Origin of the sequence: Salinisphaera sp. PC39, from assembly GCF_040361335.1 — a bacterium.
In the GTDB taxonomy this organism is placed as follows: Bacteria; Pseudomonadota; Gammaproteobacteria; order Nevskiales; family Salinisphaeraceae; genus APNM01.
Genome location: NZ_APNM01000002.1, coordinates 100823 through 127003 on the forward strand (window position 1 = coordinate 100823; position 26181 = coordinate 127003).

At 68.8% G+C, this 26181-nt stretch carries 26 protein-coding genes; 16 read left to right on the forward strand and 10 right to left on the reverse strand.

Annotated elements, in window-relative coordinates; translation table 11 throughout:
• The first annotated feature begins 9 nt into the window (after nucleotides 1-9).
• Genes PC39_RS02840 through PC39_RS02875 form a run of 8 tightly spaced genes read left to right on the forward strand, consistent with a single transcriptional unit; the run spans nucleotide 10 to nucleotide 8065 of the window.
• Nucleotides 10-1728, forward strand: a complete 1719-nt coding sequence (locus PC39_RS02840) for a phosphoethanolamine transferase (protein WP_353251852.1) — start codon at nucleotides 10-12, stop codon at nucleotides 1726-1728.
• Nucleotides 1729-1788: 60 nt separating this feature from the next.
• Nucleotides 1789-2400, forward strand: coding sequence for a thermostable hemolysin (locus tag PC39_RS02845; RefSeq protein WP_353251853.1), 612 nt, complete (start codon nucleotides 1789-1791; stop codon nucleotides 2398-2400).
• Nucleotides 2394-3863 carry an AMP-binding protein gene (locus PC39_RS02850; protein ID WP_353251854.1) on the forward strand — a complete coding sequence of 490 codons (1470 nt, stop codon included), beginning with the start codon at nucleotides 2394-2396 and terminating at the stop codon, nucleotides 3861-3863. The genes PC39_RS02845 and PC39_RS02850 overlap by 7 nt, the downstream gene beginning before the upstream one ends.
• A gap of 10 nt (nucleotides 3864-3873) precedes the next feature.
• Nucleotides 3874-4542 carry an iron-containing redox enzyme family protein gene (locus PC39_RS02855; RefSeq protein ID WP_353251855.1) on the forward strand — a complete coding sequence of 223 codons (669 nt, stop codon included), beginning with the start codon at nucleotides 3874-3876 and terminating at the stop codon, nucleotides 4540-4542.
• Nucleotides 4539-5345 carry an SDR family oxidoreductase gene (locus tag PC39_RS02860; protein ID WP_353251856.1) on the forward strand — a complete coding sequence of 269 codons (807 nt, stop codon included), beginning with the start codon at nucleotides 4539-4541 and terminating at the stop codon, nucleotides 5343-5345. The genes PC39_RS02855 and PC39_RS02860 overlap by 4 nt, the downstream gene beginning before the upstream one ends.
• A gap of 12 nt (nucleotides 5346-5357) precedes the next feature.
• On the forward strand, nucleotides 5358-5999 hold the full coding sequence (locus tag PC39_RS02865) for a TRAP transporter TatT component family protein (protein ID WP_353251857.1): 642 nt from the start codon (nucleotides 5358-5360) through the stop codon (nucleotides 5997-5999).
• Between the two features lie 6 nt (nucleotides 6000-6005).
• Nucleotides 6006-6671 (forward strand): response regulator, encoded by a 666-nt coding sequence (locus tag PC39_RS02870; RefSeq protein ID WP_353252040.1) that lies wholly within the window; start codon nucleotides 6006-6008, stop codon nucleotides 6669-6671.
• Entirely contained in the window at nucleotides 6668-8065 is a 1398-nt protein-coding gene (locus tag PC39_RS02875; protein WP_353251858.1) for an ATP-binding protein, read from the forward strand. The genes PC39_RS02870 and PC39_RS02875 overlap by 4 nt, the downstream gene beginning before the upstream one ends.
• Before the next feature lie 21 nt (nucleotides 8066-8086).
• Here the strand turns inward: PC39_RS02875 and PC39_RS02880 are convergent, their stop codons facing one another.
• The gene (locus PC39_RS02880) at nucleotides 8087-10024 is read right to left on the reverse strand and encodes an N-acyl-D-amino-acid deacylase family protein (RefSeq protein ID WP_353251859.1); all 1938 of its coding nucleotides are present in this window, start codon (nucleotides 10022-10024) and stop codon (nucleotides 8087-8089) included.
• Nucleotides 10025-10174: 150 nt separating this feature from the next.
• Nucleotides 10175-11488, reverse strand: coding sequence for an MFS transporter (locus PC39_RS02885; protein ID WP_353251860.1), 1314 nt, complete (start codon nucleotides 11486-11488; stop codon nucleotides 10175-10177).
• Nucleotides 11489-11616: 128 nt separating this feature from the next.
• On the opposite strand from PC39_RS02885, the gene PC39_RS02890 reads away from it, so the two are divergent.
• Nucleotides 11617-12120 carry a hypothetical protein gene (locus tag PC39_RS02890; RefSeq protein ID WP_353251861.1) on the forward strand — a complete coding sequence of 168 codons (504 nt, stop codon included), beginning with the start codon at nucleotides 11617-11619 and terminating at the stop codon, nucleotides 12118-12120.
• Here the strand turns inward: PC39_RS02890 and PC39_RS02895 are convergent, their stop codons facing one another.
• Complete coding sequence (locus tag PC39_RS02895) at nucleotides 12121-12507, reverse strand: gamma-glutamylcyclotransferase family protein (RefSeq protein WP_353251862.1); 387 nt, start codon at nucleotides 12505-12507, stop codon at nucleotides 12121-12123. It abuts the gene before it with no gap.
• 106 nt (nucleotides 12508-12613) lie between these two features.
• On the opposite strand from PC39_RS02895, the gene PC39_RS02900 reads away from it, so the two are divergent.
• Genes PC39_RS02900 through PC39_RS02915 form a run of 4 tightly spaced genes read left to right on the forward strand, consistent with a single transcriptional unit; the run spans nucleotide 12614 to nucleotide 15305 of the window.
• Nucleotides 12614-13375: an NUDIX hydrolase gene (locus PC39_RS02900; protein ID WP_353251863.1), complete on the forward strand. Its 762-nt coding sequence runs from the start codon at nucleotides 12614-12616 to the stop codon at nucleotides 13373-13375.
• Entirely contained in the window at nucleotides 13372-14217 is an 846-nt protein-coding gene (locus tag PC39_RS02905) for an MBL fold metallo-hydrolase (RefSeq protein WP_353251864.1), read from the forward strand. The genes PC39_RS02900 and PC39_RS02905 overlap by 4 nt, the downstream gene beginning before the upstream one ends.
• A gap of 30 nt (nucleotides 14218-14247) precedes the next feature.
• Nucleotides 14248-14538, forward strand: a complete 291-nt coding sequence (locus PC39_RS02910; RefSeq protein WP_353251865.1) for a DUF3862 domain-containing protein — start codon at nucleotides 14248-14250, stop codon at nucleotides 14536-14538.
• Complete coding sequence (locus PC39_RS02915) at nucleotides 14535-15305, forward strand: crotonase/enoyl-CoA hydratase family protein (protein WP_353251866.1); 771 nt, start codon at nucleotides 14535-14537, stop codon at nucleotides 15303-15305. The genes PC39_RS02910 and PC39_RS02915 overlap by 4 nt, the downstream gene beginning before the upstream one ends.
• Nucleotides 15306-16257: 952 nt before the next feature.
• Here PC39_RS02915 and PC39_RS02920 read toward each other — a convergent pair.
• The 3 genes from PC39_RS02920 to PC39_RS02930 all read right to left on the reverse strand — a co-directional run bounded on the left by PC39_RS02920 (nucleotide 16258) and on the right by PC39_RS02930 (nucleotide 18597).
• The gene (locus tag PC39_RS02920) at nucleotides 16258-16959 is read right to left on the reverse strand and encodes an SDR family NAD(P)-dependent oxidoreductase (protein WP_353251867.1); all 702 of its coding nucleotides are present in this window, start codon (nucleotides 16957-16959) and stop codon (nucleotides 16258-16260) included.
• A complete protein-coding gene (locus tag PC39_RS02925; RefSeq protein WP_353251868.1) occupies nucleotides 16956-17744 on the reverse strand; it encodes a dienelactone hydrolase family protein in 789 nt (262 codons plus the stop codon). The genes PC39_RS02920 and PC39_RS02925 overlap by 4 nt, the downstream gene beginning before the upstream one ends.
• A gap of 67 nt (nucleotides 17745-17811) precedes the next feature.
• Nucleotides 17812-18597, reverse strand: coding sequence for a TIGR01458 family HAD-type hydrolase (locus PC39_RS02930; RefSeq protein WP_353251869.1), 786 nt, complete (start codon nucleotides 18595-18597; stop codon nucleotides 17812-17814).
• Nucleotides 18598-18758: 161 nt separating this feature from the next.
• On the opposite strand from PC39_RS02930, the gene PC39_RS02935 reads away from it, so the two are divergent.
• The 3 genes from PC39_RS02935 (at nucleotide 18759) to PC39_RS02945 (ending at nucleotide 22518) form a co-directional block, all read left to right on the forward strand.
• Nucleotides 18759-20534, forward strand: coding sequence for an AMP-dependent synthetase/ligase (locus PC39_RS02935; RefSeq protein WP_353251870.1), 1776 nt, complete (start codon nucleotides 18759-18761; stop codon nucleotides 20532-20534).
• A gap of 181 nt (nucleotides 20535-20715) precedes the next feature.
• Entirely contained in the window at nucleotides 20716-21588 is an 873-nt protein-coding gene (locus tag PC39_RS02940) for a hypothetical protein (RefSeq protein ID WP_353251871.1), read from the forward strand.
• 93 nt (nucleotides 21589-21681) lie between these two features.
• Complete coding sequence (locus PC39_RS02945) at nucleotides 21682-22518, forward strand: hypothetical protein (RefSeq protein ID WP_353251872.1); 837 nt, start codon at nucleotides 21682-21684, stop codon at nucleotides 22516-22518.
• A 534-nt stretch (nucleotides 22519-23052) separates the two neighbouring features.
• Here the strand turns inward: PC39_RS02945 and PC39_RS02950 are convergent.
• From PC39_RS02950 to PC39_RS02965, 4 genes are all read right to left on the reverse strand, one after another.
• On the reverse strand, nucleotides 23053-23496 hold the full coding sequence (locus PC39_RS02950; protein WP_353251873.1) for a hypothetical protein: 444 nt from the start codon (nucleotides 23494-23496) through the stop codon (nucleotides 23053-23055).
• Complete coding sequence (locus PC39_RS02955; protein WP_353251874.1) at nucleotides 23493-24050, reverse strand: RNA polymerase sigma factor; 558 nt, start codon at nucleotides 24048-24050, stop codon at nucleotides 23493-23495. Before PC39_RS02955 ends, PC39_RS02950 begins: the two co-directional genes overlap by 4 nt.
• A gap of 217 nt (nucleotides 24051-24267) precedes the next feature.
• Nucleotides 24268-25047 (reverse strand): enoyl-CoA hydratase-related protein, encoded by a 780-nt coding sequence (locus PC39_RS02960; protein WP_353251875.1) that lies wholly within the window; start codon nucleotides 25045-25047, stop codon nucleotides 24268-24270.
• A gap of 138 nt (nucleotides 25048-25185) precedes the next feature.
• Nucleotides 25186-26037 (reverse strand): crotonase/enoyl-CoA hydratase family protein, encoded by an 852-nt coding sequence (locus tag PC39_RS02965; RefSeq protein WP_353251876.1) that lies wholly within the window; start codon nucleotides 26035-26037, stop codon nucleotides 25186-25188.
• Nucleotides 26038-26181 lie beyond the last annotated feature (144 nt).

Consider the following 26181-nt stretch of genomic DNA (forward strand, 5'->3'; position numbering starts at 1 on the left):
TGAGAGATCATGTCCCAGCCCCGCGCCCCCGCGGACCGTGCATCGGTCCGGCGATGGGTCCGCCCGCAGCGCCTGCGCCGTTTCCGCCTCATGCCGCCCCTGGGGACCGGCACGTTGGCGCTGGCAACGGCGTCGTTCATCCTCGCGGCCGACAACCGTTCCCTGTGGTCGGCCATCCTGCACGCCACCGATATCGGTTCGGGACGGAACCCGGGCTTCGGTATCGCGATCCTGGCGCTGGTGGCCGCTTTCCTCACGCTGGTGCTGTCGTTGTTCGCCTGTTGTCGGCACCTGTTCAAGCCGGTGTTGATCCTGTTCCTGGTCGGGGCCGCGGCCAGCGGCTATTTCATGGATGTCTACGGTGTCGTCATCGACGACACGATGTTACGCAACGTCGCGCAGACCGATGCCGGCGAGGCGGGGGAATTGCTCGGTTGGGGGCTGCTGGGACGGGTGTTCGTGGCCGGTATATTGCCGGCCGTCCTGGTGGCGCTGACGCCGCTTCGCCGGGGGCCGTTCTGGCGCGAGGCGCTATCCCGCGTCGCCACGCCCTTGTTCTGCCTGGCCGTCATGGCCGGGGCGGTGGTGCCGTTTTACAAGGATTTCGCGCTGTTGGTGCGTAATCACCGCGAATTGCGTTACCTGGTGAATCCCACCTATCCGATCTGGGCGTTGAGTCAATACGCGATAGCGACCGCGAAAGCGGATGACGATGGCGTAGTCGAGCCCCTGGGGATGGACGCGACCCGGCAGGAAGGGGCGACCGTGCCCCGCCGCAAGTCGGCGGTGATCCTGGTGGTGGGGGAGACGGCACGGGCCGATCACTTCTCGCTCAACGGCTACGGGCGGGACACCAATCCGGAGCTCGCCGCCGTGCCCGGCGTCGTCAGTTTCCGCGATGTCAGCGCCTGCGGGACATCGACGGCGGTGTCGCTGCCATGCATGTTCTCCGTCCTGGGTCGCGACTCGTACGACCATGACCGCGCGGCCGCGACCGAGAATCTGCTGGATGTAGTGACGCACGCCGGCGTCACGGTGCTCTGGCTGGAGAACAATTCCGGCTGCAAGGGGGTATGCGAACGCATACCGACGCGGCACCCGGACAGCGCGGCGTTGCCGGAGGTGTGTACCGAAGGCGACTGTTTCGACGAGGCCCTGCTGCACGGCCTCGATCGGCACCTGTCCGCCGCGGACGGCGACGTGCTCGTCGTGCTCCACCAGCAGGGCAGTCACGGGCCCGCCTATCACAAGCGTTATCCGGCCGGGTTCCGGCGGTTCCTGCCGGAGTGCGCCAGCAACACGCCGCGGGACTGTTCGCGCGCGGCGATCGTCAACAGCTACGACAACTCCATTCTCTACACCGACCATGTGCTGGCGAAGGCCATCGAGGTCCTGCGGGCCCACGATGCCGAGTACGACAGTGCGCTGTTGTATGTGTCCGATCACGGGGAGTCCCTGGGGGAAAACGGCGTCTACCTTCACGGCTTCCCGTACGCCCTGGCACCGCGCGCGCAGACGCACGTGCCTTTCCTGATGTGGTTGTCGCCGGCCTTTCGTGCCGCGGCGGGCCTGGATGCCGGCTGCGTCGACGCCCGGTCCCGGCAGCCCCTGTCCCACGACAACCTGTTCGACACCATGCTGGGACTGTTTTCGATACGGACGCGGGTCTACACGCCGACCCGCGACATTCTCCGGCCTTGCCGCCGGACAGCGCGTGTCTCCGGATAAGCGAGCCTTAAGGCGCTACTCCTAGTCTGGATGCCCAGCGACATCAAAGGAGGGTTGCCGATGCGCCCAGCGTCCCATGTACAGAACGGCCGGAGCCTGCGTCACTACGGCCCGCAGGCCGTCGGCCGGGACCGCCTGGAGCGGTTCACGGCGGCGCATTATGCCCGCCACTACGGTGCACGCCTGGGCGATTTCTACCCGCACTTGTTGTCCCTGGACAATGGCGCCGGACTGCAGGCCTGCATGGGCTTTCGCGGTGCCGGTCACGGCGCGCTGTTCCTGGAGCAATATCTCGACGAGCCGATCGAGGCGCTGGTTCGCGAGCACCTGGGCATCGCCGCGCCGCGCGCCGGAATCGTCGAAGTGGGCGGCCTCGCGGCCGACTGGCAAGGGGCCGGACGGCGCCTGATCCTGGCGGCCGCGGGCTGGCTGCACAGCCGGGGTTACCGGGTGGTCGTGTTCACGGCCACGCCCTGCGTGGCGAACAGCTTCCGGCGGCTGCGGTTGCTGCCGGTGGATCTGGGTGCCGCGGATCCGCGCCGGCTGCGTCGCAACGCCAGCGACTGGGGGTGCTATTACGATCATCATCCGCGTGTGTTCGCGGGACCGATCCGTGCCGCCCTCGAGACCACGCCCCGGTCCCCGGCCGAACGCGGTGCGTCGGCATGCTGAGCCGGGCGAGCATTCTCGGCGGCGGCTGCGGCGTGCTCGGCGCGGGCCTGTGCCACGATCGCGACACGTTCGCCGACCGCGTGGCCGCCTGGCGCGACGCGCTGCGTTTCCGCGATGCGCGGGTCGTGGGCGTGCTGGCGGACAATTCGCCGCAGTGGCTGGCCTGCGATCTCGGTATCCGGGCCGCGGGCGCCGTGGCCGTTCCCCTGCCGCCATTCTTCAGCGACGGGCAACTGTGCCATGTGCTCGGCGCGGCCGGCATCGACCTCGTGGCGGCCGCGCCGCCCGATCGCATCCTCGCCCTGGATGTCGGCTTCCAGGTCGACGGCGGGCTGGGCGATCTGAGTCTGCTGCGCCGGCCGCCCGTGGCCGGCATCGCGATCCCGCCCGGAACCAGCAAGATCACCTTCACCTCCGGCAGCACCGGCGAGCCCAAGGGCGTCTGTCTGGACGATGCCGCCTGCATGCGCCTGGCCGCGACCCTCTGCGAACTGCTGCGTCCCCTGGGTATCGGGCGGCACCTGAGCGTGCTGCCGTACGCCACCCTGCTGGAGAACGTCGCCGGTGCCTACGCGGGACTCATGGCGGGCGCCCTGGTGATGGCGCCGCCCCTGGCCGAGCTCGGCTTCGGGGGCGATAGCGGGTTCGACCCCGAGCGGTTCCTGCGCTGTCTGCACGAGCACCGCCCGGACAGCCTGATCCTGCTGCCGGAACTGCTCAAGGGCCTGGTCGTGATGCGCGAGTTCGGGGCCCGCCTGCCGGATTCCCTGACCTTCGTGGCGGTGGGAGGCGGCAAGGTCGGCGCCGGCCTGATCGAACGGGCGCGGGCGGCGGGTATCCCGGCGTTCGAGGGATACGGCCTGTCCGAGTGTGCCTCGGTGGTGAGCCTGAACCTGCCGGGCGCGCAGCGCGCGGGCAGTGTCGGACGGCCCTTGCCGCACGTGCGCGTCCGGCTGGCCGAGGACGGCGAAATCCTGGTGGCCGGCAGCGCGATGCGCGGCTACCTGGGCGCCGAGTCGCGAGCGCCGGAGGTGGCGACCGGCGATATCGGCGAGTTCGATCGCGACGGTTTCCTGTACGTGCGCGGACGCAAGAAGAACCAATTCGTCACCGGCTTCGGTCGCAACGTGAACCCGGAATGGCCGGAATCGCTGCTGCTGCAGAGTCCCGTGTTGCGCCAGGCCGCCGTTTTCGGGGAGGCCATGCCGGGCAACGTGGCGGTGCTGGTCCCGACGCCGGGCATGCCGGACGCCGCCGTGGCGCAGGCGGTGACGCAGGTCAACCGCGAGTTGCCCGGTTATGCCCGTATCCATGCCTGGTTGCGGGCGAGCGAACCGTTTTCCGCGGCCAATGGCCTGGCCACCGCCAACGGCCGTCCCAGGCGGGCCGCGATCGAATCGGCCTATGGGGGGAGATTCGGGGATGCCCTCGGGGAGATGGCGTGCCATGCAAGCCAATCTTAGGAGCGACGATATGACCTTTTACGAGCGACTGCAGGCCGAGACCGAGGTGGAGCGGAACTATCTCCGGTCGGCCCCCATCATCCGCGCGGTCTTCGAGGGCTGGGCGACGCGCGAGAGTTACATCGCCTTTCTCACGGAAGCCTACCATCACGTCAAGCACACCGAGCCGCTGCTGATGGCCTGCGGCTCGCGCCTGCCCGCGCGGCTGGAGTGGTTGCGCGAGGCCCTGGGCGAGTACATCGAGGAGGAGATGGGACACCAGGAATGGATCCTGAACGATATCGCGACGGTGGGGGGCGACCCGGAGGCCGTCCGCCACGGCACGCCGGCCATGCCCACGGAGCTGATGGTGGCCTATGCCTACCACGTCATCGATCGCGGCAACCCGGTGGGCTTCTTCGGCATGGTCAACGTGCTGGAGGGCACGAGTGTCGATCTCGCCACCCCCGCGGCCCAGATCATCCGCAAGCAGCTTGGCCTGCCGGAGAAGGCGATGACCTATCTCAACACCCACGGCTCACTCGACCAGGAACATATCCATTTCTTCGAAGGGCTCATGAATCGCCTCGACGATCCCGACGATCAGGCCGCCGTCATTCATGTCGCGCGGATCATCTATCGCCTCTACGGCGACATATTCCGCAGTCTGCCCCTGCCCGAAGCCGTGGAGGCGTCATGAACCCCGGCAATGCGCGCGTGTTGCTGACCGGGGCGACCGGCGGCATCGGCCGTGCGGTCGCCCGCCGTCTCGGCGGCGAGGGCGCGGCGTTGCTGCTCACCGCCCGTGACCGGACGCAACTGGACGCGCTTTCCGCTGAGTTGCACGCCATCGGCGCCGAGGTCGCCGTCGTGGCGGCCGATCTGACCGATGAGGCCGGACGTCGCCGGGTGGCCGAGGCCGCGCGGGCCGAGGGCGTGAATGTCGTGGTCCACAACGCCGGCACCAATGTCGGCGCCCTGTTCGAGGACCTGGATGCCGCGGCGATCGACACCATCGTGACCGCGAACGTGACCGCGCCCATGCAACTCACGCGGCTGCTGTTGCCGGACCTGCGGCGCCGGGAGGAAGCGTTGCTGCTGTTCATGGGCTCGGGATTCGGCGCCATCGGTTATCCGGGTTTCGCCGCCTACAGCGCCAGCAAGTTCGCGCTGCGCGGTTTCGCGGAGTCCCTGCGCCGGGAGTTGGCCGACACGGCCGTCGCGGTCAGCCTGCTGGCCCCGAGAGCGGTCGATACCCCGCTCAACGACGCCCGCGTGCGGGACCTGCAGGCCGCGATGAAGATGGCGGTCGACCCGCCGGAACGTATCGCCGCCGAGGTCGCCGGGCTCATCCGCAGTCCCCGTCGCGAGGTCCATATCGGCTGGCCGGAGCGCTTCTTCGCCCGGATCAACCGGGTCGCCCCGGGGATGGTCGACGGCGCCCTGCGCAAGCAACTGCCCGCCATCCGCGCCAGGCTGCGGCCCGGCGATGCCGCCACCTGAAGGAGACCGATCATGAGATGCCTGTCATTCGTTGTGTTCCTGGCGGCCGCGTTCGGCGCGCAGGCGGCCGATTTCGATGCCCGGCTGCTGGATATCCAGCATGCCTGGGCCCATGCCAACTACGAGGTGTCCGGCGATGCCCGGGAACGGGCCTTCGAGGATCTGGAGGAACGGGCCGCGGCGTTCAGGGCGGCCTACCCGGATCGGGCCGAGGCCCTGATCTGGGAAGGGATCGTCCTGTCCACCTATGCCGGCGTGAAGGGCGGATTGGGTGCCCTGGGGCTGGCCAAGAAAGCGCGTGCCGATTACGAGAAGGCGCTGGAGATGGACGAGACCGCGCTGGCCGGCTCTGCTCATACCAGTCTCGGTGTGCTTTACTACAAAGTCCCCGGCTGGCCGCTGGGTTTCGGTAGTAACGACAAGGCCGAGAAGCATTTGCGCAAGGCGTTGTCGATCAATCCGGACGGGATCGACCCGAACTTTTTCTATGCCGAGTATCTTGTCGACGAAAAAGGCGATTACCGAGCGGCGCGGCGCCACCTGGAGAAGGCTCTGTCCGCGCCCGACCGGCCCGATCGGCCGGTGGCGGATGCCGGCAGGCGCGCCGAGGTGCGACGGCTGCTGGCGCGACTGGATGAGCGCGAGCGGGACTGAGTCGTGATGCCGCATGTGCTGGTGGTCGAGGACGATCGCTCGTTGCGCGAGGGGTTGATCGCGGGCTTGGGACGGTCCGGCTTCCGGGTCACGCCGGCGACGGATGCCGCCGGTGCATTGTCCGCCCTGCGCGGGGACGACTTCGATGCCGTCCTGCTCGATATCGGCCTGCCGGACCGGGACGGCATCGCCTTGCTCCGGCAACTGCGTGCGGAAGGGTATACGTTGCCGGTGGTGATCCTGACCGCCCGCGACGCTATCGATCAGAGGGTCGAGGGGCTCGATGCCGGCGCCGATGACTATGTGCTCAAGCCTTTCGAGCTGGCCGAGCTCATGGCGCGGTTGCGGGCCGCCGTGCGACGCGGGGTCGGCCAGGCATGCCACACGCTCGTGCATGGCGACCTGGAACTCGACACCGCCGCCTGGGAGGCACGCTACGAGGGACGGCCGCTGGAACTCAGCCGCCGTCAATTCATGCTGTTGGCCGAGTTGTTGCGCAACGAGGGGCGCGTGCTGACATACGATCACCTGGAAGCCGCGGTGTACGGGTGGAACAGCGATATCGAGAGCAACGCCATCCAGGTGCATGTCCATAGTCTTCGCCGCAAACTGCCGGAGGGGTTCATCAGGACCGTGCGGGGTGTCGGCTATATGGTGCCGGCGGCTCCGTGACCTGGCTGCCCGGCTCCATCCGAGGACGCCTGTTGCTCGGGCTCGTGCTCGTGATCGTGGGCATGAACGTGGCGTTGCTGTCATCCAGCTATCGTGCGGCCCGGCACGAGATCGACGAACTCTTCGATGCCCAGCTCGCCCAGTCGGCGCGTGTGCTCAAGAAACTGTTGTTGCCGGCCACCGGCGCCGGTGACGTGGAATCGGCCATTCGCGGCCGGTGGGACGAGGCGCTCGGCACCATCTATGCCGAGGAAGACGACCCCGATGGTCACGAATACGAGAGCAAGATCGCGTTCCAGTTGGTCGGCGAGGACGGCCGGGTACGCGTGCGCAGCGAGAGCGCTCCCGCGAGCCGGTTCCTGGCCATGGACCGTGGTTTCGCGGATAGCGTGATCGATACCGTTCGCTGGCGTGTCTTCGTCCTGCCCATGGGGGACGAGCGCGGCACTGTCCAGGTCGGTCAGCGCCTGGAGATCCGCGAGGAGTTGGAGCGCCGGATCGCGATCAAGACCGTTCAGAAGAGCCTGTACGGCCTGCCCCTGTTGATACTGCTCGCATGGTTGGTGGTGGGCGCGGGATTGCGTCCCTTGAAGCGTTTGACCGCGGAAATCCGCGAGCGCAGCGACACGCGGCTCGATCCGATCTCGTTGCCGGGGATGACTCGTGATCTGCGTCCCATCGTCGCGGCTCTGGACTCGCTGTTCGCGCGCTTGCGGGCGGCGTGGCGACGCGAACGGCGTTTCATCGACGAGGCCGCCCACGAGCTGCGCACCCCGCTCGCGGCGATCCAGCTTCATGCCGAGTCGTTGGCGGCGGCGAACGATCCCGCCGATCGGGAGTCCCGCCTGGACGCGTTGCTCGCGGCGAGTGCCCGCGGCTCGCGCCTGGCGTCACAGCTTCTGACCCTGGCGCGGGTCGAGTCCAACGAGGCCGGCATCGAACTGCGGCCGTTGGCGTTGGGGCCGCTATTGCGCGAGGAAACGGCCCTGCTGGCGCCGCTGGCCGAGCGCGATGGCATCGATCTGTCGGTGGACGTCCTGCCGTCACTGCCGCGGGTTCGGGGCGACGCCGGCCTTTTGAGTCTGCTGATCCGGAACCTGATCGACAATGCGATACGGCACTCGCCGCACGGTGGCGCAGTCGAGATCGCGGCGCGCGTGGCGGATGGCGGGGTCGTCGTGACCGTCGATGATCAAGGGCCGGGCATTCCCGCCGCCGAGCGGGAGCGCATGATGGAGCGGTTCGTGCGCGCGGGCAACGGCGAAGGCAGCGGCCTTGGATTGGCGATCGTCGCTCGTATCGCCGAGCAGCACGGTACCCATGTCGAACTCTCGGACAACCCGGCCGGCCGCGGCTTGAGGACGAGCCTCAGGCTGACGGCCGTGGCGGATTGAACGGGCCGTCGCGGGAGGCGGTCAGGCCGCGGCGCGTGCGCCGTCGACCGCCGCCGTCGCATGCGCCGACTCCGCGGGATGGTCGCGATGGCGCAGGGCGCGGCCGAAGCGCCGCCGCCCGAACTCGGCGGTGAAGTCGCCGTCGCGCCAGGCGAACGCGCCGCCCACCATGACGTGACGCACCACGCCCGGCACGCGATTGACCATCTGGTGGTGGTCGAATTCGTCGCGCCAGACGTGACGCACGGTCTCCGCCGGGTTCCAGGCCGCGAGCGCCTCCGGGTCGATCACCAGGATGTCGGCCTGAGCACCGACCTCCAGCGAGCCGGCGTTGAGCCCCAGGAATGCCGCCGGCTCGCGCGTCAGGCGGCGTACCTGGGTCGCCACCTGATCCAGGGAGTCCTCGGCCGCGAGCTTCAGGGTCCGCAGGTTGCCGTCGTAGAAGGCCATGTTGGTCAGGTGCGCGCCGGAGTCGTTGAAGCCGGGCAGGATCAGCGGGTGGAACAGCAGCTTCTTGAGCATGCCCGGGTCGCGGTTGGCGACGGTGGCGTGCCAGCGCAGGTCGGTGTCGAAGGTCCGCAGCAGGTAGAGGAAGAAATCGCAGTCGTCGCCCACCGGGTCCGGCATGGCGGCGAATGCCTTTTCCTCGGCCTCGGAGCGGGCGGCGGACACGTCGCCGGCCTGCCAGCGGCGCAGGCGGTCGTGGATCGCCTGCATCGATTCGCCGGCCCATTCCGGCGCGCCGCCGGCGTCCAGGAACATGTCGTCCAGACGCCGGTTGAGCACCAGGTCTTCCATGTTCAGCAGGCGCTTGAGGTTGGCCAGGTTGAAACCCGACTTGCCGTGGAACCACATCTTGCGGAAACGGGCCACGAAGTCCGGATCGTCGAGGATGCGCCGCCGCGCTTCGCGGTCCTCCAGGTCCGGCTCGTTGAGTTCGCGCAACTCCGGGATTTCCTCGGCCAGCGGCGTGATCGGGCCGTCCGCCCAGACGGTGAACGGTGCCGACAGGGCTTGCAGCCGGAAGCGGCCGCCCACCAGGCGCGAGTTCAGCAGCCGCGATAGCAGCAGGCCCATGCGCGCGATCGAGCGGTTGGTCGCCACGTCCAGCGCCGCCACCGCGGTGAGCTTGAGCGGCTTGCCGAACAACCGGCCGCTGGTCAGGAAGAACTTGCGGATCACCGAGCCGCGGCTGTCCTTGTTGGGCGTGGCCTGCCAGACCCGGTCGCGCGCGCGCAGGATCGAGGTCAGCCGCCGCAGCTCCCGGTAGGAGCCGAATTGGGTCGGGATGCGCGTGCGCCGGTGCGGGTCGTTGGCCAGGTAGTGGAAGGGCAGGTCGTCGGTGGAGAAGCCGAGATAGCCCTCGTCCATCCCTTTCTCGACCAGTTGCGCCATGCGCTCGATCTCGGCGCGCGTCGGCTTGCGGCGCACGCTCTCGTCCAGCCCCATCACCTCGATGCGCAGCATCGAGTGCGGGATCATGGGCGCGATGTTCGGGCCCAGCGACAGGTCGTCGAAATGCGCCAGGTAGGCGCCCGAATCGCGCCAGGTCACTTCGCCGGCGACCTTCTCCAGGACATGCTTGGGAATATTTTCGACGCGGGCGAAGCAGGCGACCAGCGGGTCCTGGCCGTCGCGCCGCTGATTGCCGAAGGCCATGCCCAGGCTGCAGTTCGCGACCAGGGCCGTGGTGGTGCCGTGGCGTATCGCCTCGGGCAGACCCGGGGCCAATTCCACTTCGAGGTCGAAGTGGGTGTGGATGTCGAGCAGCCCCGGCATCAGCCATTGGCCGCTCGCGTCCACGACCCGGTCCGCCGCGGCTTGCGGCAGGTCCGGCCCGCGGGCGGCGATGCGGCCGTCCTTGACGGCCACGTCCTCGACCCGCGGCGTGCCGCCGGTGCCGTCGAATACCAGGGCGCCCGCGAACAGGACGTCCCAGCGATCGGGTTGTGTGGTCATTTTGATTTCTCCCCCGAGTCGCCCTCCAGCGTGCCGGCGTACTCGTGTTCTAGGTTCTAGCTTTTATGCGACAAGGAGAACGCGGCCGTCGTGGTCCTGTCCAGGGGGAAGTATGTTTTTACCGGTTTCGGTAACGTTTCGTACCCCTGTTCATTCCACTTCCGGCAGCCGCAGCGCGAGCCCGGCGCCCAGCGCCGCCGGCAGGGCGAGCAGCAGTACCACGGCCGCCGCGCCCCAGGCCGAGGCGGCCGCCACCAGGCCGCCGCCCAGGAGCAGGATCACGCCGATCACGGTATTGCTCACCGCCGTGTAGCCGGCGCGGTTGCCGGCGTCGGCCAGGTCCACGAGATAGGTCTTGCGGCCCAGGCGCACGCCGGCGTGCAACACCGCGAGGGCGAAGTAGGCCAGCGCGAACCAGGCGATGCCGGCGCCGGTAACGGCGAGGGCCGCGACCGCGAGGTTGAGCAGGACCGTGCCCCCGCCGGTCACGATCAGCACGCGGCGGCTGGAGCGGTCCGCCGCCCGGCCCCAGAAGGGCGCGCCCAGCAAGGCGGCCACGCCGGCGGCCAGCAGGAGCAGGCCGAGGCCCTCGGCGCCGTCGCTGCGGGTGCGCGTGAGTTCGGCGTAGAACGGCGCCGCGAGGGCGGTCGCGGTGAGCAGTCCCCGGACCGCGACGAAGCGGGCGAAGTCCGGCTGCCGGCGCAGGCTGTCCAGGCTGCGCCAGGCCTCCCGCAGCGCGCTGCCGCCGCCCTCGGTCGCGCCGGGTTCCTCGCGTAGCGCGGCGAAGATCAGCGCCGCCGCCAGCCACATTACCCCGGCCAGCGTCAGCAGGATCGCGACCGTGTCCGCCGTGCCCCGGTCCGGCGGCGTCCACAGCAGCCAGAGGGCGAACGCCACCGCGATCGCGCCGCCGGCGCTCGCCGCGTAGCCGGAGAGCGTGCCGCGGCGCCCCTTGGCGATGGTCTTGCCCTGGACGTCCTTGTAGGCCACCGAACAGACGCCGCGGGCCAGGGCGAACACGGTCAGCGCCCCCAGGATCGCGAAGCCGCCGGCCGTGCCTTCCAGCGCGAGGGCGGTCGCGGCCATGGCCAGCACCGCCAGGGCCTGGACCGCGGCGCCCGCGGACCAGAACCACTTGCGGCGCGGCGCGCGCCGCATCCAACCGGCCACCGCGAGTTGGGGCAGCAGCGCCAGGGCCTCCCGCAGCGGGACCAGGAAACCGAGCATCCAGGCCGGTGCGCCGATCGCACCGAGCAGCCAGGGCAGGGTCAGCTTGGGGCTGGCCAGTTCGTCGCCGGCCTTGTTGGCGAGCAGTGCCGGCAGGTGCAGGAAGAAATTGACCGGTTGGTCCCGGCACTGGGCCTCGGAGATGTCGCGGCAGACGCGCGCGTCCTCGTCGCCCGTCGCCAGGTCGTAGAGATGCCGCACGGGGCTCGGCGATCGCGGCTTGGCCTGATTCGTCATGGGACCGTCCGGGCAGGGCCACCGACGCATGGTACGCAATACCGGATCGGCCTTCCCCATTATTACATTGATTGATGTAATGGTTGCGCTAAACTGACCGCGACGGTATCCGCGCCAAGGAGGAATGCATGCTGGGAATACCGATCGGCCTGATCACCGCGAACGCCACGGAGTGGGCCTTTCACAAGTACGTGCAGCACGGCTTCGGGAAACGCCGGGACAGTTTCTGGGGATTCCACTGGTACGAGCATCACCGGGCCGCGCGGCGTCACGATTTCGCCGACCCCGGCTATCGCCGTTTCCCCATCGGCCGGCATGCCCAGGGCCGCGAGGTCGCGACGCTGGTGGGGGCGGGCGCGGCCGTGGCGCCGCTGTTGCCGGTCGCGCCGTTCTTCGTCGCGACTCTCTGGTGGTCCGGCTGGCGCTATTACCGCCTGCACAGGAAGGCGCACCTCGATCCCGAGTGGGCGCGCGAGCACCTGCCCTGGCACTACGATCACCACATGGGGCCGAATCCCAATGCCAACTGGTGCGTCACCCGGCCATGGTTCGATCACCTGATGGGCACCCGCGAATATTATGCGGGCACCAAGGCCGAAGTCCGGGACCGGTCCGCCCGCGACACGCAATAGCTAGGGCGTCCCGACGATCTCCCGCCGTCGCCAGTCGCCGGCCAACGCGGGCCAGGCGGGGTCGATCCGCAAGCGCCAGAGATAGATCCAGGCGGGACCGTAGGGCGTGTCGATCCGACGCCGGGTATAGCTGCGCGGATAGTCCTCCAGCCGGTCCAGGGCCCGGAACGTGCGGCCGTCGACCGCATAGACCTCGCCCACGACCCGCGTGCGGCCACCGGTGACGACGGCCGGATAGGGGCCGGTATCGAACAGGGTGTAGGCCGGCGGCGTGCGGTGGCGCCCCAGGTAACGCGCCCGCCGCAGCAAGTGGTGGTTACGGCACCCGCGGCGCAGGGTGCCGTAGACGAAAACCTGCCGGGCGGGATCGTGGCGTTCCGGGGGCATGGGCGTCGCGCACCGTTGGAAACCCGCCTGGGAGGATAGCCGCGCGCATGTCCGATGCAACCGGGGCGCCGTGGCCGCGCCGCGGTCGCCGTGGTAATTTGCGGCCATGGCTGCGACCCAGGACAAGGCGGTGCCCGTGCGGGACGCCGCGACGCTCGTCCTGCTGCGCGACGGCGCGGCGGGACTGGAGACCTTCATGCTCAAGCGCGGGACCGGGACCGCCTTCGTGCCGGGCGCGCATGTCTTTCCGGGCGGGGCGGTGGACTCCGCCGATGCCGACCCGACGGTCTATGCCCGCTGCGACGGTCTCGACGATGCCGCCGCCAGCGCCCGGCTGGGCCTGCCGCAAGACGGTCTGGCCTTCTGGGTCGCGGCGCTGCGCGAGAGCTTCGAGGAGGCGGGCCTGCTGATCGCCACCGATGCCGCCGGCGGGGAACCCGACTGGGACGACCCCGGCCTGCAGCGGCGTCTGGCGGCGGCACGCACCGCCCTGCATGCCGGCGAGACGACCCTGGCGGCCATCCTGGAGGCCGAGGACTTGCGCCTGCCGGTCACGCGCCTGCGCTATTACGGCCACTGGATCACGCCCAAGGGTCCGCCCCGGCGCTACAGCACACGCTTCTTCGCGGCCCTGGCGCCGTCCCGCCAGCGCCCGGCCCACGACGGTGTCGAGGCGGTCGCCGGCGACTGGACCACGCCGGGTCATGCCCTGCGGTGCTACAGGCGCGGCGAGCTGCGGATGATCCTGCCCACCGAGATGCAGTTGCAGCTACTGCGGCGGTTCCCGGACAGCGCCAGCCTGCTGGCCGAGCTGGACGCCATGAAGCGGGTGCCGACGGTCGCCCCGGACCGGCCGCCGAGCGCATGAGCGACGAAGACTTCACACCCGGCCGCGCGGTCGACCTAGCGCCCGGCGTGCGCCGGATCACCGCGCCCAATCCCGGCTACATGACCGGCCCCGGCACCAATACCTATGTGGTTGGCGGGGACGAGGTCGCGGTCGTCGATCCCGGGGTGGACGACACCGGCCACCTGGACGCGATCCTGGCGGCCGCGCCGGGTCCCGTCCGCCGTATCCTGGTCACGCACAACCATCCGGACCACGCCGGCGGCGCCCGTGCCCTGGCGGCGCGCACCGGCGCCCGCATACACGCACACCCGACGCCGCTGCAGGGCGTGCGCGACCGCGACTTCCGGGCCGACGAGCTTCTCGACGAGGGCGACGAGGTGCGGGGCGCGGACTACCGTCTGCGTTGCCTGCACACGCCCGGCCACACCACGGACCATCTCTGTTTCCTGCATGAAGAGACGGGCCTGTTGTTCGCCGGCGATCACGTGATGGCGGGGGTGACCGTCGTGATCGCGCCGCCGGACGGCGACATGATCGCCTACCTGGCCTCGCTGGAGCGGCTCAAGCGCGAGCCGATCGCGGCCTTCGCCCCCGCCCACGGCGGGCTGATGCGGCCGCCGGTCGCGGTGCTGGACGAGGTGATTACGCATCGCCTGGAACGCGAGGCGCAGGTACGGGCGGTACTCGATGCCGAGCCGGCCGGGATCGGGGTGGACGATATCGTCGCCCGGCTCTACCCCGACGTGCCCGAGCCGCTGCGGCCGGTGGCGGCCTATCAGGTCTATGCCCACCTGCTGAAGCTGCGCGCCGAGGGCCGGGCCCGCGGCGAGGATATCGATTCACCCTGGCGCGCGGTCTGACGCGCGGCCGACAATAGGGACGGCAACACCATGCATCGACTCACGCGATTCGCCCTCCCGGTCGTTCTGGCCCTGATCGTGGCCGGCTGCGGCAGCCGGGTCGACCGCGCCCATTTCGAGCGCATCGAGAACGACATGAGCCAGGACGAGGTCGTGGCCATCCTGGGCGAGCCGGACGATCTGGAGAGCGTCGCCCTGGGCGGCGTCTCGGGGGCCACCGCGACCTGGCGCGACGGCGATCGCGCGATCACCGTGGTCTTCACCAACGACCGCGTCACCTTCAAGCGCTTCGGCGCTGCGGACGGGAAGGCGAAACCATGAGCACCGTGACGACGGAACGCGACGGGGCGGTCCTGACCGTCCTGATTGACCGGCCCGAGGTCCGCAACTGCGTGGACCGGCCCACCGCCGACGCCCTGGTGGACGCTTTCGAGGCATTCGAGGCCGATCCGGAGCTCGCGGTGGCGGTGCTGGCGGGCAGCGGCGGCCATTTCTGCGCCGGCGCCGACCTCAAGGCCGTGGCCTCGGGCGAGCGCCGCAATCGCACCGAGGTGGACGGTCCCGGTCCGATGGGACCGTCGCGCATGCGTCTGACCAAGCCGGTGATCGCGGCGGTCGCCGGGCATGCCGTGGCCGGCGGCCTGGAGCTGGCCTGCTGGGCCGACCTGCGGGTGGCCGAGGAGAGTGCGGTGTTCGGGGTCTATTGCCGCCGTTGGGGCGTGCCGCTGATCGACGGCGGGACCGTGCGGTTGCCGCGCCTGATCGGCCAGTCGCGTGCCCTGGACATGATCCTCACCGGGCGCGGCGTGTCCGCTCGCGAGGCCCTCGACTGGGGGCTCGCGAACCGGGTCGTTGCCGACGGCACGGCACTGGCCGAGGCGCGCGCGTTGGCCGCGGATCTCGCCCGCTTCCCGCAGGACTGCATGCGTGCCGACCGCCTGTCGGCCCTGGACCAATGGTCGCTCGGCGAGACCGCCGCGATCGCGCGCGAGTTCGAGGGCGGCGTGCGCGTGCTGGAACAGGCCGTCGAGGGGGCCGGTCGTTTTGCCGGTGGGTCGGGGCGCGGCGGGCGGTTCGACGATTTCTAGGAAGGTGTCTACAAAATCAACCGGCATGAGTGAGGCGTCTGGCCAGCAGCCAAGCTCCCGCCGATCGGGCCCAGGCTTTGGTGGCGCGAGATGAAACCACAGAGGCGCACGGAGGCGCGCAGAGGTTCTTGCTGGCCGCTTGCCGAGGCGCTTCCCGGAAGAAATAATCCACAGATTACGCAGATATACGCAGATTAAAGAACAGCCCTAACCAATCTGCGTTAATCGGCGTCCATCCGCGGATAAACAAATGCCCTGGTTCGGCACGGCGCCGACCGCGCAGCGCCCCGGCGACCGAAACGCCGAGCCAGAACCGGACCTTGGCGGGTGGTTCCTGAAAGAAATAATCCGCAGATGACGCAGATATACGCAGATTAAAGAGCAGCCCGATCAATCTGTGTTAATCGGCGTCCATCCGCGGATAAACAAATGCCTTGACTCGGCACGGTGCCGACCGCGCAGCGCCCCGGCGACCGAATTGCCAGGTTGGTAACGGACCTTGGCGGGTGGTTCCCGGAAGAAATAATCCACAGATTACGCTGATGTACGCAGATTAAAGAGCAGCCCAACCAATCTGCGTTAATCGGTGTCAATCTGCGGATAAAACAAGCGCCTTGACTCGGCACGGTGCCGACCGCGTAGCGCCCCGGCGACCGAATTGCCGGGTTGGTAACGGACCTTGGCGGGTTATCCGCCTCTTCCGCTTGAAAACCGCGATCGTGTCCGGGACAACAGTCAGTTCCCTCTGTGTGCCTCCGTGCGCCTCTGTGGTTAATTTTCTGGCTGGCCGTTTGCCGAAGCGCTTTCCGGAAGAAAGAATCCGTAGATGACGCCGATGGACGCAGATTAAAGAACAGCCCTAACCGATCTGCGTTAATCGGCATTCATCCGCGGATAAACAAATGCCCTGGTTCGGCACGGCACCGACCGCGCAGTGTCCCGGCGCCGGTGACTACCAGCTTTCCGCGTGCGGTCGCAGGTCCAGCTCGAAGGTCCAGGCCGGGCGCGGCTGCCGCGCCAGGTGCAGGTAGCTCTCGGCGATCGCGTCCGGGTCCAGGAAGGTGTCCTCCGCACGGTCCGGCATCATCTCGCGGGTGCGTGGCGTGTCGATCACGCCGTCGATCACCGCCAGGGCCACGTGGATACCCTCGGGGCCGAGTTGCCGGGCCATGGACTGCGCCAGGCTGCGTTGGGCGGCCTTGGCGGCGGCGAAGCCGGCGAACCGGGCGCCCCCGCGCAGGCTGGCGGTGGCGCCGGTCACCAGGATGCAGCCGCCGCCGGCCGCGCGCATGCCGGGCAGGACTCGGCGCGTGCAGTGGTACAGGCCGAAGGTGTTGACCCGCCAGGCTGTCTCGAAGGCGTCCGGCTCGATCTCGTCGACAGCGCCGAAGGCGGCGTTGCCGGCGTTGTAGAGCAGTACGTCCGCGGGGCCGAGGTCGTTCTCTATGGCCTCGAAGGCACGGTCGATGCCCGCCGGGTCGGTCACGTCGCAGGCATAGGCCCGTGCCCCTCCGATCCCGGCCGCCAACTCGCCCGCCCGGTCCGGGTCGCGCGCCAGCATCGCCACCGCGTAGCCGGCATCGGCGAAACGACGGGCCAGGGCGGCCCCGAGGCCCGGCCCCGCGCCGGGGATCACGCAGACCGGCGCGCTCACGGGGCGTCTCCGGCGTCGAGGGTCTGTTCCAGGAAGACACGCATGTGTGCCCAGGCGCGGCGCGCGGCGGTGGCGTCGTAGGCGACGCCGTCCAGGCCGTGTTCGTCGGCGCCCTGGTTGGTGAAGGCGTGCTCGGCGTGGCCGTAGGCGGTCAGGTGCCAGTCGAGCCCGGCACGTGCGTTCATCGCCTTCTCCCAGGCGGTGACGTCCGCGGGCGGCACGTAGGGGTCGGCGGCCCCGTGCAGCACCAGGATGGAAGCGCCGATCTCGTCGTCCTCGGCGGGCGTCGGCAGGTGGCCGTGGAAGCTCACCGCGGCATCCAGATCGGCGCCGCTGTAGGCGAGTTGCAGGACAGTGGTGCCGCCGAAGCAGAAGCCGATCGCCGCCAGGCGTCCGGCATCGACCCGCGGGGTCTCGGCCAGGCGCGCCAGGGCCGCGCCGGCACGCTCGCGCAGGTGCGGCTTGGCCGCGTCCGACCAGGCGCCGGCCTGTTCCGGGTCGCCGGTCGTGCGGCCGCCACCGTACATGTCGGCCGCGAAGGCCACGTAGCCAAGGCCGGCGAGCTCCCGGGCCCGGCGCTTGGCATAGTCGTTCAGGCCCCACCATTCGTGGATCACCAGCACGCCGGGACGGGGCCCGTCGACGCTATCGTCGTAGGCGAGATAGCCGATGTGCTCGGTGCCGTCGATCTCGTAGCGCACCGTTTCCGTGGTGACGGCGGCGCCGGCGGTGGTGGCGGCCAGGACGAACAGGATGGGGGCTGTCAGGGCGGCGAATCGGTTCATGGCATCAGGGGTGCGGACATCAGCGGTCAGTGTCCCGTGCCGCGGGCGGCCTGTCCACCGGGGCGGGTCATGTTTCCTCGCCCAGGATCCATGCAACGGCCGCGGCGAAATCGTCGGCGACGTGCGTGGGTCGGATGTCGGGATCGCGTTCGTCTTCCGCGCGGAATTTACCGGTGCGTACCAGGATGCCGGCCAGGCCGGCATCCCGGGCGCCGCCCACGTCGCCGGCGAGATCGTCGCCGATCATGACCGCTTCGTCCGGGGTCGCACCGAGCTGGTGCAGGGCCGCTTCGAAGAAGGGTGCGGCCGGCTTGCCGACCACCTCGGGTTCGATTCCCGCCGCATGGGCCAGGGCATGGACGAAGGGACCCATGTCCAGCGACAGCGCCCCGTCCTCGTCGGCGAAATAGCGGTTGTCGCCCATGGCGATCAGGCGCGGCGAATCGCTGGCCATCAGCACCCGGAAGGCCCGGTTGAGATGGGCATAGGTGAAGGCGTCGCCGGCGTCGCCGACGACCACCGCATCGGGCTCGCCGGCGGGCATGTCCTCGAACTCCGGTGCGAGATCGGGATGGATCAGCAGGCAGGGCGTCAGATCCTCGCGGGCCACGAGGTCGTGCGCGGCGCGCGCCGCGGTGAGTATTTCCGTGGCGGCCATGTCGAAACCGAGCGCGATCAGCCGTTCGACGAGCGCGGCGCGTGTCCGGCGGGTGGTGTTGGTGACGAAGCAGATGCCGCAGCCCGCGGCGCGCAGGCGGGCGAGGGCATCCACGGCGCCCGGGATCGCCGCGTCGCCGTCGTAGAGCACCCCGGCGAGGTCGATCAGGACGTTCTCGTAGCGGAGTCGGGTCATGTCGTTTCCTCCCGGCCGCGGCCGGATTAGACCATTTGTCACTTTTTGCTAATATCGTGCCGAACCGATCGCTTCCGCTATCCGGCCGCTCGCCGGCGGGAGGACGGCGGCGAACCACAGGGGCGGCGATGCATCGCCCCGGCACACCGGAGGAGGATACGATGACCGATACCGTAATCGGGGTGTTCGAGCGCACGGTCCGCGAGCGCGGCGCGGCGCCGGCGCTCAAGACCAAGGAGAGCGGCGCCTGGCGCGCGATCAGCTACGATGATTACCACCGCGACGTGATGCGCGCCGCCCGCGGCTTCATGAAGCTGGGGCTGGAACCCGGCCGGGCGGTATCGATCATCGGCTTCAACTGCCCGCAATGGCTGATCTCCGATCTGGCGGCCATCGCCGCCGGCGGCGTGCCGGCGGGTATCTACACCACCTCCAGCCCCGAGTTGTGCGCCTATGTCGCCGGCCACTGCGACGCCCAGATCGTGGTGGTCGAGAACGCCGAGCAACTGGCCAAGTTCAAGCGGGTCCGCGACGAGCTGCCGGAGCTCAAGGCCATCGTGATGATGTACGGCAGCGACGACGACACAGACGTGTTGAGCTGGGACGAGCTGCTGGAGCTGGGTGACGACGAGGCGCTGGAAGCGCCCCTGCGCGAGCGCATCGCCAACCAGAAGCCCGAGGATTGCGCCACGCTGATCTACACCTCGGGCACCACCGGCCGCCCCAAGGCGGTGATGCTGTCCCACGCCAACCTGATGTGGACCGCCCACTCGGTCTCGGACATCGTCAAGGTCCAGCCCGGCGACGACCAGATCAGCTATCTGCCGCTGTCGCACATCGCCGAGCAGATGTTCTCGATCCACGGTCCCATCACCTACGGGGTCACGGTCTGGTTCGCGGAGAGTCTGGACGAGCTGGGCGCCAACCTGCTCGACGTGCGGCCGCATACCTTCTTCGCCGTGCCGCGCGTCTGGGAGAAGATCCAGCACAAGATGCAGGCGGCCGCGGCCGATGCCTCCCCGCTGCAGAGACGCATCGCCGCCTGGGCCCGCGGCGTGGGGCTCAAGGCCGCCGAGGCCGAGGAGCAGGGGCGGGGCAAGCCGCTGCTCTATCCGCTGGCGAAGGCCCTGGTCTTCGACAAGGTCAAGAAGCGCCTGGGCCTGGAGCGCAGCCGTTTCCGCGGCACGGGCGCGGCGCCGATCTCGCGCGAGACCCTGGATTTCTTCGCCAGCCTCGATCTGATGCTGTACGAGGTCTGGGGCCAGAGCGAGTCGACCGGTGCCGGCACGGTGAATCGCCCGGGCACCGTCCGGCGCGGCTCCATCGGTCAGCCCTATCCGGAAACTGAAATCCGCATCGCCGAGGACGGCGAGATCCTGATGCGCGGGCCGGAGGTGTTCATGGGCTACCTCAAGAACGAGGAGGCCACCCGGGACACCCTGGATGCCGACGGCTGGCTGTATAGCGGCGACGTGGGCAAGATCGACGACGACGGTTTCGTCTATATCGTCGACCGCAAGAAGGAGCTGATCATCACCGCCGGCGGCGAGAACATATCGCCGGCGCACATCGAGGGCGAGCTCAAGTCGATCGCCGTGGTCAGCCAGGTGTGCGTGGTCGGCGACCGGCGCAAGTTCCTCTCCGCCCTGATCACGCTGGACGAGGAGGCGGTGCCCGAGGCCGCGCAGGCCGCGGGCAGCCCCGCGCGCACGCCCGACGAAGCGGCCCGCTGCGACAAGTTCAATGCCTGGTTCGAGCGCCAGATCGAGGCGGTCAACGAGCGTCTCGCCCGCGTCCAGACCATCAAGCGCTGGCATCTGCTGCCGGAGGACTTCTCCATCGACGGCGGTGAGCTGACGCCGACCATGAAGCTGAAGCGGCGCGTGGTCCACGACAAGTACGCCGACGAGATCGAGACCCTTTACGCGGACGTCTGACGACGGCGGCATAAGCCGCCGCCCGCCGCCGACGCCCGCCCGCCCGGCACCCGCCGGGGGCGGGCGTTTTTTTGTGGGCGCGCGATTTTTTTGGGAGTCGTCTGTTACCTCCCGCCCTCCTGTCGAGTCATACGGGATACAGGCAATGGGCCTGTCGTTACCGCAACAGGAGGGAAAGCAAATGTTCGTACGCAAAGAACTACTCATCGGTGTCGTGGCGTTCGCCCTGCCGGGCAGCGTCGCGATCGCGCAATCCATGAGCGCCCAATCCGCGCTCGCCCATCGCTCGGCCGTGTCGGCGGAGTCGTCGCCGGATGCCTCGGTGTCGGCGGCCTCGGCAACCGAGTCGGCCACGCGCGTGCAGGCCGCCGGGTCGGGCGCCGAGGCCGCGGCGGCCGGGCGCTTCGAGGTGGTCGGCGCCCTGACGTCGGGCCAGTCCGACGAGACGCCGTCGGCGTCCCGGCCGGACGACAGCGGGCCCAGCCCCGAGCCGGCCGACGATAGCGCGGAGAGCGCCGAACCGTCCGCGCCGCAGGAAAACCGGCAGGCTTCCGGGAGTCCGCGGACGGCCTCGGCCGTGGCCCAGGCGGAGGCGCTGCTGGGCGTCGCCGCTGAAGCCGGGGCCGGCAATGCGGTCGCCGCGACGGCCGGGTTGATCTCGGAGATGGATGCCGCCCTCGGCCTGGAGGGACTGACCGGCGGCGATCTCGCCCTGGCCGGTGATCTCGGCCTCGGTACCTCGATGGGCCTGGCCGGCGAGCTGGTGCCCGGGGTGACCCAGGCGCTGGGCCTGGGCGCCATGGCCGACATCGACGCCGATGTCGCCACGGCGCTGAGCGCCGGCCTGGTCGACGGTGTCACGGCGGGGCTGGGCGCCGATATCGGTGCCAGCATCGACAGCAGTGTCACGAGCGGCCTGACCGGCGGGCTGGTCAACAGCCTGGATGCCGGTGTCAGCGGCAGCCTGGGCAGCAGCCTCAACGGCAATCTCGGCGGTCTGGGCGGGTCCGTCAACGGCGCCGCGGGCGTCCTGGGCGGCCTCGGCGTCCAGTAATCCCGACGGAATCCTGAGACTCCTCCCCATTGGCTCCCCCGGCGTTCGCCGGGGGAGTCCTTCCTGATAACGATCGACGACCGGGGGTGAACGATGAATGTCGTAACGATCAGGGCCATGGCGGTGATCCTGCCGTTGGTGGCCGCGGGCCTCTGCGAATCCGCCGCGGCGCGGGTGTTCGGCAGCCTGGAGAGCGGCTATGCCAGTTTCAGCGATTTCCGGGCGGTGGCCAGCGAGCGCCAGACGATCTCGGAGAGCGCCTATTTCAGCGCCGCGAATGTGGGCGCGTATCGCGCGGTCGGCGGTCGCCGCACGGCCGTGCTGGTAAAAATGGGTTTCCAGGACGTGCGTTTCGACGAGAGCGGGCAGCTCGACAACCGCGTCGTCAATGGCGACCTGGGGCTGTACCACCGTCTCGGCAGCGGCAGCTCGGTGATGCTGCTGGGCGGGTTGCGCCGGCTCGAGTTCGAGGACAGCGACCGCGACGACCGGATCGCATCCGCCCGGCTGCAGTTCCGGAAGCCGTTCCTGACGGTCGAATGGCGCAACGAGGTCTATTACGAGCAAGGTGCCGAGACCACGCTCTCGGGTGAATATGCCGGCTATGGTTTGAGTTCGTCGCTGAGCTGGTCGCCGCACAGCAAGTGGCAGTTCAGTCTCGGCATCGGGGCCAACCGCAACCGCTACGACGGCAGCGTGCAGGTGGTGCGCGAGACCGACGGCGGTCTCCTGCGGCCGCCTCGCCGCGAGGTCGTGGATGTGGAGATCGATCAGAGCGAGGACGTCCTGGGCGGGTTCGTCGGCCTCAAGCGGCGCCTGCGCGACTGGCTCTATCTCAGTGCCTCGGCCGCGCACCGGCGCATACGACCGGAGTCCGGTGACGATCTCGAGGGCGAGACATACTCATTGGCACTGGGGGTGCAGTTCTGAGGGGTGTCTGCAAAACGTCGCGAGCGAAGACAGACCGTAGGCCGGGATAAACGAAAGGTTCCCGGCATCCCCGGCGATTCGCCGAAAACGGGCCTGAAGACCCCTACCCCCGCCGAGGATCACGACGGCGGAAAGCGCCTCGACAAGCGGCCGGCAAGAACATGGACCACAGAGGCGCACGGAGGCGCACGGAGGCGCACAGAGGAAAACGACTGTCGTCCCGGCAGCCGCGGCAGCGGCTATCCGGGACCCAGGGACACGTTCGTCAGGCCAGGGATTGTCGGGATGCCGGATCGACCCAAAGCCTGCTCCGGACACGATCCAGAGCCTCCAGCAAACACCTCGGCGCGCCTCCGTGGTTTCATCTCCCGCCAACCAGGGCAAGAAAATGGACCACGGAGGCGGTGTGCCGCACCGCCTGCCCGGGGCCCGGGTCGGCGGTGCGGTATCCGATCGTGCCGATGCATGGCCGGGATCGCCGTGCACTCCCGGATGATGTCCGGGGCAAGGCGATGACCGCCTTGTCGAGTGCGCCTAGAAGGCGGAGGGGGAGACGCGAGTCGTGGGCTCCGCGATGTGCCCGTTCGGCTCGGCGGTCAGAACGGATAACCGCGGGTGCGAGGGGGTCATGCCCAATGGGTGCTCGCCGGTGGGGGTGAGGCCGCCGTATGCGGCGCCGGCGACGAAGCCGGCGACGAAACCCAGGATCAGCGAAACGACGACCATGGCGGGTACGTTCGAGAGGCGCAGTCTGTCCAACAGGGCTGTCAGTGGTCCGCGCCGCCGTGTCGACAGGGCCTCCCGGTGGATATTGGGCCGCTGTCGGCGTATGTCCCGCATGACCTTGTCGCGGAACTCGCGCGAATCGGACCGCTGCGGGTCACGGGCGAGCCATTCGATAATGGCCTCGTCGGAAAGTTCTTCGGGACGTGATACGTCCCCGTCCTTTTCCTCATCGCCCGGGTCGCGATGACTCATATCTCGGCCCCCATGCGTGCGAGCATGCCCCGCAGCGTGGATACGGCGCGCCAACCGCGCACCTTGGCCGCATCCTTGCTGCACTGGAGTATACCGGCAATCGTGTTGTAGTCGTATTCGTACAGGTAGCGCAGGATGATCATATCGCGATCGCTGCCCCTGAGCTGTTCAAGCGCCCTCTCCAGTATGCGCGAGTTTTGCTGCACCTGTACCTGGCTCTCCAAGTCTGGGGCATCCTGGGCGATTTCCATATCGTCAAAGTCTTCCGTGGTGGTCATTCTCTTCTTGTACGATCGCAGGTAATCCCTGGTTTTATTGAGTGCGATTTTTCCTATCCAGGTGGACAGCTTGCTCTTGCCATGGAACTTGGCGAGATTCTCGTAGGCACTGATGAAGGTCTGGTGCGCCAACTCCTCGACCTGATCCTCGTCGTCGACGAGACGGCCGATCATGGTGCGCACCATGCGCTCGTAGCGCGCCACGATATGACTGAAGCTCCCGGTGTCCCCCAACAAGCACGACTGCACCCAGTGGCGCTCTTGTTCGTCCGACATGTCGTCCCCCGATCCCAAAGCCCCGGGCGCCGATCGCCGGCGGGGCCTTCGGTTTACCTATCCGTAGGACGTCGCGGCGGCCGCGGAGGTAACAGGGAATCTGGCGCGAGAACACGGCACGGGATGCCGCGCGTCCGGCGCGAGGGCGACGGGACGGGGCGGGAGGTATGCGACGGGGACGACGTGCCCCGCCGCGAGCGGGGCACGTCCGACAGGATCAGCGGCCGACGAACTCGGGTTTGCGCTTCTGCAGGAATGCCTGCACGGCCTCGGCGAAGTCGGCGGTGCCCTGGACCTTGAGCTGGGTCTCGGCTTCCAGCTCAAGCTGGGTGGCGAGATCGTTGCCCTCGGCCTCGTCGAGGATGCGCTTGGCCAGGCCCAGCGCCCGCGTGGGACGGGCGGCGAGGGTGCCGGCGAGTTCCCGGGCCGCGTCATCGAGCTCGGCGTCCGGCACCACCTTCCAGATCATGCCCCAGCGCTCGGCCTCGGCGGCGGGAACGGCCTCGCCGGTGAGCACGGCACCCAGGGCGCGGGCCCGGCCGACCAGCCGCGGCAGCATGTAGGTCGAGCCGGCGTCCGGCACCAGGCCGATGTTGGTGAAGATCTGCTGGAAGCTCGCGGATTCGGCGGCGATGATCATGTCCGCCGCCAGGGCCATGCTGGCGCCGGCACCGGCGGCCAGTCCCTGGACGGCGGCGATCACGGGCTTCTCGATCGAACGCATCGCCTGGACCACCGGATGGTAATTGGTACGCAGCGCGGTGGCGGTGTCCATGCCGCTGTCGAAGCCTTCCTTGAGATCGGCGCCGGACGAGAAGGCGCGGCCCGTGGCCCGCACCAGGACGGCCCGCACGGCGTCATCAGCCGCCGCGTCCTCGAGGGCCCGGCGGAACTCCTGCAGCAGCGTGGCATTGAGGGCGTTGAGTTGCTCGGGCCGGTTGAACGTGATTACCGCGACGGCGTCCTCCACGCCGTACTCGATCGCCTCGTAACTCATGTCATCGGATCCTTTGTTCGTGAATTAACCACAGAGGCACAGAGAACACAGAGCGAGAATGAATCACAAAAGGCATCGAACAACAAAGATTAAGAACCACTTTGTGCCCTTGCTCTGTGTCCTCCGTGGCTCTGTGGTTCATCTTTCATCCGGCCAGGGTTTCTCGCCGGGGATCGGCTCGCCGGAGTCGCGCAGCCGGATGGCCTCCTGGAAGCCGTGCGCGGCCGCGTAGTCCTTGAACCATTGCCCCTCGGGGGAGTGCCGGGTGATGCCGTCGAACAGCGTGGCCAGGGTCTGGGTGCTGTTCAGGCCCATGTTGTCGTAGGCCTGATTGACGGTCAGTTTCTGCATCATGAGCTGGCTCTTGGGCACCCCGGCGATGCGGGCCGCCAGGCTCTCCACCCGCCGATCCAACTCCGCGGCCGGCACCGCCTCCAGGACCAGCCCCAGCCGTTCCGCCTCGCGGCCGTCGATCAGGTCGCCGGTGAGCAGCATGCGCTTGGCCCGTTCGGCGCCCAGCCGGTAGACCCACATCGCCGTGGTGGGACAGCCCCAGACCCGCGCCGGCGGATAACCGATGCGGGCGTCCTCGGCCATCACCACCAGGTCGCAGCACAGGGCGATATCGGAGCCGCCCGCCACCGCGTAGCCGTGGACCTTGCAGATCACCGGCTTGTGGCAGCGCCACAGCGACATGAAGTCGTCGGTGTTGGCACGCATCATCCGGTAGTCCAGCGTCGGGTCCCAGGGCATGTCCTGGTTCCAGTCGTGGTCGGATTCGGCGTAGGCCTTGAGATCGTAGCCGGCGCAGAAGGCGTCGCCGGCGCCCGCCAGCACGATGACGTGGACGTTCTCGTCGGCATCGGCGCGTCGCACCGCCTCGCGGATCTCGCCGGGCATGCGCCCGTCGATGGCGTTCAGCCGCTCGGGCCGGTTCAGCGTGATCCGCGCGATCCGCCCGTCGGCCTCGTAAGACAGGGTTTCGAACATGGTGCCTCTATCAAAAGAACCACAGAGGCACAGAGAACACAGAGCCGGAAGGAAACACGAAGGCGTGCAAGATCAAGACAATCAAATGTGATCCAGGCGCCTTGTCCTTCTGTAGCCTGATTCCCGGCTTTCTCGCTCTGTGTC

What these genes read in the sequence shown, in the direction of transcription:
- PC39_RS02965 (WP_353251876.1), bottom strand. Translation starts at nt 26,037, where the DNA reads ATGTTCGAAACCCTGTCTTACGAGGCCGACGGGCGGATCGCGCGGATC.
- PC39_RS02890 (WP_353251861.1), top strand. Translation starts at nt 11,617, where the DNA reads ATGCTGGGAATACCGATCGGCCTGATCACCGCGAACGCCACGGAGTGG.
- PC39_RS02845 (WP_353251853.1), top strand. Translation starts at nt 1,789, where the DNA reads ATGCGCCCAGCGTCCCATGTACAGAACGGCCGGAGCCTGCGTCACTAC.
- PC39_RS02960 (WP_353251875.1), bottom strand. Translation starts at nt 25,047, where the DNA reads ATGAGTTACGAGGCGATCGAGTACGGCGTGGAGGACGCCGTCGCGGTA.
- PC39_RS02910 (WP_353251865.1), top strand. Translation starts at nt 14,248, where the DNA reads ATGCATCGACTCACGCGATTCGCCCTCCCGGTCGTTCTGGCCCTGATC.
- PC39_RS02885 (WP_353251860.1), bottom strand. Translation starts at nt 11,488, where the DNA reads ATGACGAATCAGGCCAAGCCGCGATCGCCGAGCCCCGTGCGGCATCTC.
- PC39_RS02850 (WP_353251854.1), top strand. Translation starts at nt 2,394, where the DNA reads ATGCTGAGCCGGGCGAGCATTCTCGGCGGCGGCTGCGGCGTGCTCGGC.
- PC39_RS02895 (WP_353251862.1), bottom strand. Translation starts at nt 12,507, where the DNA reads ATGCCCCCGGAACGCCACGATCCCGCCCGGCAGGTTTTCGTCTACGGC.
- PC39_RS02950 (WP_353251873.1), bottom strand. Translation starts at nt 23,496, where the DNA reads ATGAGTCATCGCGACCCGGGCGATGAGGAAAAGGACGGGGACGTATCA.
- PC39_RS02900 (WP_353251863.1), top strand. Translation starts at nt 12,614, where the DNA reads ATGGCTGCGACCCAGGACAAGGCGGTGCCCGTGCGGGACGCCGCGACG.
- PC39_RS02915 (WP_353251866.1), top strand. Translation starts at nt 14,535, where the DNA reads ATGAGCACCGTGACGACGGAACGCGACGGGGCGGTCCTGACCGTCCTG.
- PC39_RS02865 (WP_353251857.1), top strand. Translation starts at nt 5,358, where the DNA reads ATGAGATGCCTGTCATTCGTTGTGTTCCTGGCGGCCGCGTTCGGCGCG.
- PC39_RS02940 (WP_353251871.1), top strand. Translation starts at nt 20,716, where the DNA reads ATGTTCGTACGCAAAGAACTACTCATCGGTGTCGTGGCGTTCGCCCTG.
- PC39_RS02935 (WP_353251870.1), top strand. Translation starts at nt 18,759, where the DNA reads ATGACCGATACCGTAATCGGGGTGTTCGAGCGCACGGTCCGCGAGCGC.
- PC39_RS02855 (WP_353251855.1), top strand. Translation starts at nt 3,874, where the DNA reads ATGACCTTTTACGAGCGACTGCAGGCCGAGACCGAGGTGGAGCGGAAC.
- PC39_RS02930 (WP_353251869.1), bottom strand. Translation starts at nt 18,597, where the DNA reads ATGACCCGACTCCGCTACGAGAACGTCCTGATCGACCTCGCCGGGGTG.
- PC39_RS02870 (WP_353252040.1), top strand. Translation starts at nt 6,006, where the DNA reads ATGCCGCATGTGCTGGTGGTCGAGGACGATCGCTCGTTGCGCGAGGGG.
- PC39_RS02840 (WP_353251852.1), top strand. Translation starts at nt 10, where the DNA reads ATGTCCCAGCCCCGCGCCCCCGCGGACCGTGCATCGGTCCGGCGATGG.
- PC39_RS02955 (WP_353251874.1), bottom strand. Translation starts at nt 24,050, where the DNA reads ATGTCGGACGAACAAGAGCGCCACTGGGTGCAGTCGTGCTTGTTGGGG.
- PC39_RS02925 (WP_353251868.1), bottom strand. Translation starts at nt 17,744, where the DNA reads ATGAACCGATTCGCCGCCCTGACAGCCCCCATCCTGTTCGTCCTGGCC.
- PC39_RS02880 (WP_353251859.1), bottom strand. Translation starts at nt 10,024, where the DNA reads ATGACCACACAACCCGATCGCTGGGACGTCCTGTTCGCGGGCGCCCTG.
- PC39_RS02905 (WP_353251864.1), top strand. Translation starts at nt 13,372, where the DNA reads ATGAGCGACGAAGACTTCACACCCGGCCGCGCGGTCGACCTAGCGCCC.
- PC39_RS02860 (WP_353251856.1), top strand. Translation starts at nt 4,539, where the DNA reads ATGAACCCCGGCAATGCGCGCGTGTTGCTGACCGGGGCGACCGGCGGC.
- PC39_RS02945 (WP_353251872.1), top strand. Translation starts at nt 21,682, where the DNA reads ATGAATGTCGTAACGATCAGGGCCATGGCGGTGATCCTGCCGTTGGTG.